Here is a 7,077-nt window from a genome sequence, read left to right as displayed (position 1 = left end):
TCAAAACCATCGGCAAAGCGGGTGCTGGTGTTGACCATCACACTGGCCGAATCGACTTCGCGCAGGAACTGTTGCGCGTGCATGTGGTCACGCGTCAGGATGGCATCGGTGTGGTGGCTGGAGTACTGGTTGATGTGGGCAATGGCTTCGTCCACACCGGCCACGACCTTGATGCTGATGATGGGCGCCAGATATTCTTCATACCAGTCGGCCTCTGAGGCAGGCTGCAGCACCATGGCTTGGGGGTCGGCCTGCAGCAAAGTCAGGGCCTCGGGGTCGCAGCGCATCTCGACGCCCTTGGCCGCATAAATGGCACCGATCAAGGGCAAGAATGCTGCGGCCACGCCGCGTGCCACCAGCAGGCTCTCGGTGGCATTGCACGGGCTGTATTTGCTGGTCTTGGCGTTGTCGGCCACCGTGACGGCCATGGCGAGGTCGCAGGGGTCGTCGACGTAGGTGTGGCAATTGCCGTCCAGGTGCTTGATGACCGGCACTTTGGCGTCGCGGCTGATGCGCTCGATGAGACCCTTGCCGCCGCGCGGAATGATCACATCCACATACTGCGGCATGGTGATGAGCTCGCCCACCACGGCGCGGTCGGTGGTTTGCACCAGTTGCACGGCGTTGGCGGGCAGACCGCTCTCGGTCAAGGCCTGCTGCACCAGTCGGGCCAGCGCCCTGTTGGAGTCGATGGCTTCCGAGCCGCCGCGCAGGATGCAGGCGTTGCCGCTTTTGATGCTCAGGCTGGCGGCCTCGATGGTGACGTTGGGACGGCTCTCGAAGATCATGCCAAAGACGCCGATGGGCACGCGCATTTGCCCCACGCGGATGCCGCTGGGCTGTTGGCGCAGGGCGGTGATCTCGCCAATGATGTCGGCCATGGCGGCCAGCTGCTCGCAGCCCTGGGCGCAGGTTTCGATCACCTCGGGGGTCAGTTTGAGCCGGTCCACCATGGGCGCTGCCAGGCCCGCGGACACAGCGCGTTGCAGGTCTTTGGCGTTGTCGATTTGCAGCGCATCCACGTTGGCGCGCAGCAGTTTGGCGAGGCTGCGCAGCGCGGCGTTCCGGGTCGCTGCGGGTGCTTTGGCCATGAATGCAGATGCCCGCTTGGCTTGCCAACCCAGAGTCTGGGTGTCGGTGAGTTGATGTTGTGTTGTCATGGTGAATCAGTGCTGTGGCATCGCCTCCGGCAGCGGCCGGCCCAACTGGCGCTCCAGTTGGGTGAGCGAGATGACGCCGCGAATGCGGGCCGGGCCTTGCGCAGTGGCTGCTTGCACCACCAGCAAATGGCTGTGTTTGAGTTTTTTGAAGGTGGCGATCACCTGGCCCACGGTGCTTGATTTCAATTCATCGTAGTCCAGCGCATCCAGCGCGGAAAGCGCAGTCATGACATCGGCCACCGACAGGTCCTGACGCCGGAGATGGCGGTCGTTGATCTGCTGCATGGGCTTTTCGCCGCCCAGGTCGGCCAGTGTGATGAGGCCATCCACACAGGGGAAATCGCTCACCACAAAGAGCGAGCGTACGCCTTGGTGGATCATGGCCTGTTCGGCCCGGTCCAGCGATGTGTGCGGATCAATCGTGGCCGCCTTGATGCTGGCCAGGTCGGTCATCACCTCGATGCCGGGCGATTGCTCGGTCACCGTGCCTTGCGTCTTGGGCTGGGCTTGCGCAATGCAGGTGTTCTTCGAAAACCGGAAGGTTGACAGGGCAGTGGCGTGCATGGAAGGTCTCCTGAGGATGGTGGGCTGACGGTGACGGTCAATCCGCGAAGCGGCAATCAAGCTGTCGTCCAAGTCTGGAATCGTACTTGATTTGACCAGCGGGTGTGTCGCATGCCGGGTCAAAAAAAGAATCCAGCTTACCGGGGGAAAACACCAGCACGCATGGCGGGCGAATTCGCCAATAATAATAAGAACACACTGAACATTCATCCACAGCTCAATTACCGGAGATTGAAACCCATGCGACTGATCAAAAAAATGGCACTCACCTTGAGTCTGGGCGCGGCCCTCGTCAGCAGCGCTGCGCTGGCGCAACAGCAGCAGTTTGTCAACGTGCTCACCGGCGGCCAAAGCGGCGTGTATTACCCGCTGGGCGTGGCCTTGTCACAGGTTTATGCCAAGGCCATTCCCAATGTCCGCTCGACGGCGCAGGTCACCAAAGCCTCGGCGGAAAACCTCAACCTGCTGCAAGCCGGCCGTGGCGAACTGGCGCTGGCGCTGGCTGACTCGGTGTCGGATGCCTGGAAGGGCGATGAAGAAGCGGGCTTCAAGACCAAGCTCGACAAACTGCGCGGCCTGTCTGCCACCTACAACAACTACATCCAGATCGTGGCCAATGCCGACTCCGGCATCAAGACCGTGGCCGACCTCAAGGGCAAACGCATTTCTGTGGGTGCCGCCAAATCGGGCACCGAGCTCAATGCCCGTGCCATTCTGAAAGCTGCCGGCCTGAGCTATGCCGACCTCGGCAAGGTCGAGTATTTGCCTTTTGGCGAATCGGTCGAGCTGATGAAAAACCGTCAGCTCGATGCCACCCTGCAATCCGCTGGTCTGGGTGTGGCATCTATCCGCGACCTCGCCACCTCGATCAAGATCGTGGTGGTGCCGGTACCGGCAGATGTGGTTGCCAAGGTGGGTGATGCTGCTTACCAGCCAGCCATCATTCCGGCCAATACCTACGCGGGCCAAACGGCTGATGTCGCCACCGCTGCGATTCCCAACTTTCTGGTGACGCATTCGGGCGTGTCCGATGAGCTGGCCTACCAGATGGCCAAGGCCATGTACGACAACATCGACACCCTGTACGCGGCCCACAATGCGGCCAAGGCCATCAAGCGCGAGAATGCCATCAAGGGCATGCCGGTGCCCCTGCATCCCGGCGCGGCCAGGTACTACAAGGAAGTGGGCCTGATCAAGTAAGCCGGGTTTCTGGCCGTCATTGCGAGGAACGTCAGCGACGCGGCAATCCATGTATTCAGGCGCCATGGATTGCTTCACTGCGTTCGCAATGACGTTCATTTCGTTTTGTTCTTTCGCAAGAGACTTTCATGAGCCATGACCACGAACCCCAAACCAAAACGCTAGCGCGTGCCCTTTTTTGGGTGGCGCTGGTTTTTTCCAGCTTCCAGCTCATCACCGCGGCGTTCAGTCCCCTGTCCAGCCAGGTGGTGCGCGCGGTCCATGTGGGTTTTGTGCTGCTGCTGATTTTTGCGCTGTACCCACCGTTTGAATACAGCACACGGCATGCCGCCAAAGGCCAGGTATTGGGCTGGCTGCTGGGCCTCACCGGCTTTGTCTTCAGCCTTTACCACTGGGTGTTCGAGGCCGATCTGACGCAGCGTGCCGGTGAACTCATTGCCACGGACTGGGTGATTGGCGTGGTCACCGTGGCGCTGGTGTTTGATGCAGCCCGGCGCGTCATGGGCTGGGGCTTGCCCATCATTTGCGGGGTGTTCCTGCTTTATGGCCTGTTTGGCCAGCATCTGCCGGGTGACCTGGCGCACCGTGGCTTTGGCGTCGACCAGATCGTCAGCACGCTCGGCTTTGGCACCGAGGGCATATACGGCACACCCACCTATGTGTCGTCGAGCTACATTTTCCTGTTCATCCTGTTCGGCGCCTTTCTGGAGCAGGCCGGCATGATCAACCTGTTCAATGACTTTGCCATGGGCATGGTCGGCCACACCCGCGGTGGCCCGGCCAAGGTGGCGGTGATCTCGTCGGGCCTGATGGGCACCATCAACGGCTCGGGCGTGGCCAATGTGGTCACCACGGGGCAATTCACCATTCCGCTGATGAAACGTTTTGGCTACAGCCCGGCCTTCGCCGGTGGCGTCGAGGCCACGTCAAGCATGGGCGGCCAGATCATGCCGCCGGTGATGGGGGCGGTGGCCTTCATCATGGCCGAGACCATCAACGTGCCTTACGTGGCGATCGTCAAGGCGGCCTTGATTCCGGCCATTCTGTATTTCATTACCGCCTTCTGGATGGTGCACCTGGAAGCCGGCCGCAAGGGGCTCAACGGCTTGCCCAAAGACCAGTGCCCCAATCCGTGGACGGCGGTGCGGCTGCGCTGGTACCTGTTGTTGCCCTTGGTGGGCCTGGTGGTGCTGCTGTTCTCGGGCTACACACCGCTGTTTTCCGGCACCGTGGGGCTGGCGCTCACGGTGGTGCTGATTTTTGGCGCTGCCGTCATGACCGGTGTCTCGTCGATGGCCTTGCGCGGCCTGTTCTGGGCGTTGCTGGGGCTCGCCTGTGCCGGCTTCTTCCAGTTTGGCGTGGGCACCTTTTTTGTCCTGGTGGCACTGCTGGTGGCCTTCACGCTGATCCGGCGCGTGGGCGGCGATGCGCGCAAGCTGGCCATTCAGGCGATGGTCGATGGCGCGCGCCATGCCTTGCCGGTGGCGATTGCCTGTGCGCTGGTGGGGGTCATCATCGGCATGATCAACCTCACGGGTGTGGCCGCCGAACTGGGCGGGCGCATCATTGCCGTGGGTGAGCAAAGCCTGTTTCTGGCGCTGCTGCTGACCATGGTGATCTGCCTGGTGCTGGGCATGGGCATCCCGACCATTCCCAACTACATCATCACCAGCTCGCTGGCGGCGCCGGTGCTGCTCAAACTGGGCGTGCCGCTGCTGGTCTCGCACATGTTTGTTTTTTACTTTGGCATCATGGCCGACCTGACGCCGCCGGTGGCGCTGGCGGCGTTTGCGGCAGCGCCGATTGCCGGCGTCAGTGGCCTGAAGATCAGCATCCAGGCGCTGCGCGTGGCGATTGCCGGTTTCATCGTGCCCTTCATGGCGGTGTACAGCCCGGCGCTGATGCTGCAGAGCGGCGACTGGCTCGACACCACCTGGATTGTCTTCAAGGCACTGGTGGCGATTGCCATGTGGGGCGCGGGCGCCATTGGCTTTTTGATCACGCCGCTGAACTGGGTGGAGCGTGTGCTAGCTGTTGCGTCGGCCAGCCTGCTGGTGGTGGCTTTGCCCTTGACGGATGAGTTGGGCCTGGGCCTGATTACCGTGTTCATAGCCTGGCACATCTGGCGCAGCCGCGTGCATTGAATTGGCTGTCATTGCGAGCGAAGCGCGGCAATCCATGACTTCCGACTGCATGGACTGCCGCGCTTCGCTCGCAGTGACGGTTTCACGTTCAAGGTCCGTGTGCGGCCTCGCTGACGCTCCTAGTGACGGTCGGAGGGTTGGCGATTGAGTGCTCTGGGCATCTGCCTGAGCCTGTCCGCCGCGCTGTACAGCAGCCCGGTGGTGTTTGTGCCGGTGACCGAGTTCACGCTGGCATGGACCCACTCGATTGAAAAAGTGCGTTGGGAAGAAGACTACGCGGTGCGGCTGGACCCGCTCAGCAGCCAGCCGTTGTTGCATGCGGTGCAGGCCCGGGTGCGCGGCTCAGCCGCCGGCATGGAGCCGCCGCCTGATGCGGTGCTGCGCCAGGGCTGGTACCACTACACTCCGGCGATCACCAGCCCGCCTGAGCTGCGCCTGACACGTTCGGAGTTCACGCCCGATTACGAAGTGTGTGTGCTGGTCCGCTGCCAGCCGATGGCCGACTGGATGGCCTCGGATGGCGGCATCACACTGCTCAAGGCTTGCCGCCGGCCCGAGTAAGCAGGAGCGATCTCAACGCGCAGCAGGTAAAAACAGCGCTTGCAGGTCGTTCAAAAAATCAAAGCCGCGTGCGCTGGGTTGGACGTGGGTGCCTTCCACCATGAGCAAACCCTGCAGTTGTGCTTGTTTCAGTCCGGCCTGCAGCGCCGACAGCGGCATGCCGGTACGCTCGGCAAACAGGGGCAGGTCGAACCCTCCCGCCAGGCGCAGCGCGTTGAGCATGAACTCAAACGGCAGCTCGCCTCGCTTGACATCCACGTCCTGCACCACACACTGACCCGCCAGGGCCTGGGTCATGTAGAGCGCCGGGTTGCGGGCACGCACCTGGCGCACCACCCGGTGCGCAAAACTGAGCTTGCTGTGGGCGCCGGCGCCAATGCCCAGATAGTCGCCAAACTGCCAGTAGTTCATGTTGTGCACGCTGGCGTGGCCGGGGCGGGCGTAGGCCGAGACCTCGTAGCGCTGCAGGCCGGCAGCCCCGGTCATGTCGGTGATCAGGTCCAGCATGTCGGCGGCCAGATCGTCATCGACCGCAGGGGGCGGAAATTTGGCAAAGAAGGTGTTGGGCTCGATGGTGAGGTGGTAAATGGACAAATGCCTGGGGGCCAGTGCCAGAGCGGTTGCCACATCGGTGCGCAACAGATCGAGTGTCTGGCCGGGCAGGGCGTACATCAAATCAAGGTTGAAGGTGTCAAACGCTTGTGCTGCTTCTTCCACCGCGGCGATGGCCTGGGCGCGGTCATGGACCCGACCCAGCGCGCGTAAAAAATCATCGTTGAAACTTTGCACACCCACCGACAGGCGCGTGACACCGGCGGCACGATAAGCCTTGAAACGGTCCTTCTCGAAGGTGCCGGGGTTGGCTTCGAGCGTGATTTCGGCGTTGGGCGCCAGCCGCACCCTGGCCCGGATGCCGGCCAGCAACTGGTCGATGGCTTGCGGAGAGAACAGGCTCGGTGTGCCGCCGCCGATGAAGACGGTTTGCACGCTGCGGCCCCAGATCAGCGGCAGCGCGGCTTCCAGGTCGGCCATCAGGGCGTCGATATAGCGTTGCTCGGGCAACTCGGCGGCGTGCAACTCATGCGAGTTGAAGTCGCAATAGGGGCACTTTTTCAGGCACCAGGGCAGGTGCACGTAGAGCGACAGGGGCGGAAGCGTCTGCAATTGCAGCGTGCCGGGGCGCATGTAGTGTTGGATGTCGCGCGTGATGACAGGCGCATCTGTCAAAGGAGTTTCTGGCTGGATCGGGATCATTTGAATTTTTAGGTGTGAACTGCGCGGCAGCCGGATGGGGCGACCGCCTCATACTGGAGTACCAGAAATCGTCAGCCCCCCACAGGGCCTACCTCGCTAGACGCCTTGGTATGCCAAACCAGTGACCATTCAGATATTGGGATTGGTGGATTCAAACAAGCTTTGCAAGCGAACCGCGACATCGGCGCGGGGGG

At 62.0% G+C, this 7,077-nt stretch carries 6 protein-coding genes; 3 read left to right on the top strand and 3 right to left on the bottom strand.

What is annotated here, in order from left to right; all coding sequences use genetic code 11:
• Together NDI87_RS15510 and NDI87_RS15505 are read right to left on the bottom strand one after the other, a co-directional pair.
• A partial coding sequence (locus NDI87_RS15510) for a glutamate-5-semialdehyde dehydrogenase (protein ID WP_296276353.1) occupies positions 1 to 1,160 on the bottom strand: 1,160 nt, incomplete at its 3' end.
• Positions 1,161 to 1,166: 6 nt separating this feature from the next.
• Positions 1,167 to 1,724 carry a CBS domain-containing protein gene (locus NDI87_RS15505; RefSeq protein WP_296276352.1) on the bottom strand — a complete coding sequence of 186 codons (558 nt, stop codon included), beginning with the start codon at positions 1,722 to 1,724 and terminating at the stop codon, positions 1,167 to 1,169.
• A gap of 240 nt (positions 1,725 to 1,964) precedes the next feature.
• Here NDI87_RS15505 and NDI87_RS15500 point away from each other — a divergent pair, with 240 nt between their 5' ends.
• From NDI87_RS15500 to NDI87_RS15490, 3 genes are all read left to right on the top strand, one after another.
• A complete protein-coding gene (locus tag NDI87_RS15500; protein WP_296276351.1) occupies positions 1,965 to 2,924 on the top strand; it encodes a TAXI family TRAP transporter solute-binding subunit in 960 nt (319 codons plus the stop codon).
• Positions 2,925 to 3,052: 128 nt separating this feature from the next.
• Positions 3,053 to 5,068 (top strand): TRAP transporter permease, encoded by a 2,016-nt coding sequence (locus tag NDI87_RS15495; RefSeq protein WP_296276349.1) that lies wholly within the window; start codon positions 3,053 to 3,055, stop codon positions 5,066 to 5,068.
• 144 nt (positions 5,069 to 5,212) lie between these two features.
• Positions 5,213 to 5,629 carry a DUF1850 domain-containing protein gene (locus NDI87_RS15490; protein WP_296276348.1) on the top strand — a complete coding sequence of 139 codons (417 nt, stop codon included), beginning with the start codon at positions 5,213 to 5,215 and terminating at the stop codon, positions 5,627 to 5,629.
• 12 nt (positions 5,630 to 5,641) lie between these two features.
• On the opposite strand, the gene hemW is transcribed toward NDI87_RS15490, so the two are convergent.
• Positions 5,642 to 6,883: a radical SAM family heme chaperone HemW gene (gene hemW, locus NDI87_RS15485; protein WP_296276347.1), complete on the bottom strand. Its 1,242-nt coding sequence runs from the start codon at positions 6,881 to 6,883 to the stop codon at positions 5,642 to 5,644.
• Between the last annotated feature and the right edge of the window lie 194 nt (positions 6,884 to 7,077).

The organism is Rhodoferax sp. (genome assembly GCF_023701345.1).
Taxonomy (GTDB): Bacteria; Pseudomonadota; Gammaproteobacteria; order Burkholderiales; family Burkholderiaceae_C; genus Rhodoferax.
Note: the sequence above shows the minus strand (reverse complement) of the source record. Positions and strands in the feature narration are given on the sequence as shown.

Bases quoted from the DNA above. Each gene is read 5' to 3' on its own strand.
- hemW (WP_296276347.1), bottom strand. From the start codon at position 6,883: ATGATCCCGATCCAGCCAGAAACTCCTTTGACAGATGCGCCTGTCATC.
- NDI87_RS15495 (WP_296276349.1), top strand. From the start codon at position 3,053: ATGAGCCATGACCACGAACCCCAAACCAAAACGCTAGCGCGTGCCCTT.
- NDI87_RS15505 (WP_296276352.1), bottom strand. From the start codon at position 1,724: ATGCACGCCACTGCCCTGTCAACCTTCCGGTTTTCGAAGAACACCTGC.
- NDI87_RS15500 (WP_296276351.1), top strand. From the start codon at position 1,965: ATGCGACTGATCAAAAAAATGGCACTCACCTTGAGTCTGGGCGCGGCC.